The organism is Acinetobacter portensis (assembly GCF_009372215.1).
In the GTDB taxonomy this organism is placed as follows: domain Bacteria; phylum Pseudomonadota; class Gammaproteobacteria; order Pseudomonadales; family Moraxellaceae; genus Acinetobacter; species Acinetobacter portensis.
The window spans coordinates 1-524 of the sequence record NZ_LWRV01000019.1 but is presented as its reverse complement, the minus strand read 5'-3'; the positions used below and the strand labels follow the sequence as shown (position 1 = coordinate 524).

Annotated in this window: 2 protein-coding genes; one reads left to right on the top strand and one right to left on the bottom strand. The window is 62.0% G+C overall.

Annotation, left to right across the window (positions count from 1 at the left end; translation table 11 throughout):
* Positions 1–191 (top strand): DUF3309 family protein (locus A6M14_RS00885; protein ID WP_479680063.1); only part of this gene is annotated, 191 nt, incomplete at its 5' end.
* Positions 192–262: 71 nt separating this feature from the next.
* Here A6M14_RS00885 and ligD read toward each other — a convergent pair.
* A partial coding sequence (ligD, locus tag A6M14_RS00880; RefSeq protein ID WP_152872891.1) for a non-homologous end-joining DNA ligase LigD occupies positions 263–524 on the bottom strand: 262 nt, incomplete at its 5' end.

The following is a 524-nucleotide window of genomic DNA, read 5'->3' as shown; positions in this document are numbered from 1 at the left end:
CGCTGCCGGGCTCTGGAGGGAAGTACATGTCCATCGGAACGATCATCCTCATCATTCTCATCATCGCGCTGCTCGGCGGCTTTTCCGGCATCGGCGGCGGACCGTTCTACGGCACCGGCTATTATGGCGGCGGCGGTCTCGGCCTGATCATCGTCATCGTGCTGATCCTCGTCCTGCTCGGACGGATCTGATTCACCTATGATAATTCTTCGGCGGGCAGACGCGGCGCATACCCTGTCTGCCCGAACGAGCTAACAACCTTCTACAATTTGTCCGTCAGCTTCTTGATCGCCGGCTTGATCGATCGGGCCGCGTCGTCATACCCCTCCCATGCCTTGGTCTTGGCCAGCAGCGCCGGGACCGTGCGAACGGTGTAGCGCTTCGGATCGAGCCCGTTCTTCACCTGCGCCCAGGTCACCGGCATCGACACCGTCGCGCCTTCCCGCGCCCGGGGTGACAACACCGCCACAGCCGTCGACATCCGGTCGTTGCGCAGATAGTCGAGGAAGATCTTTCCCTTGCGC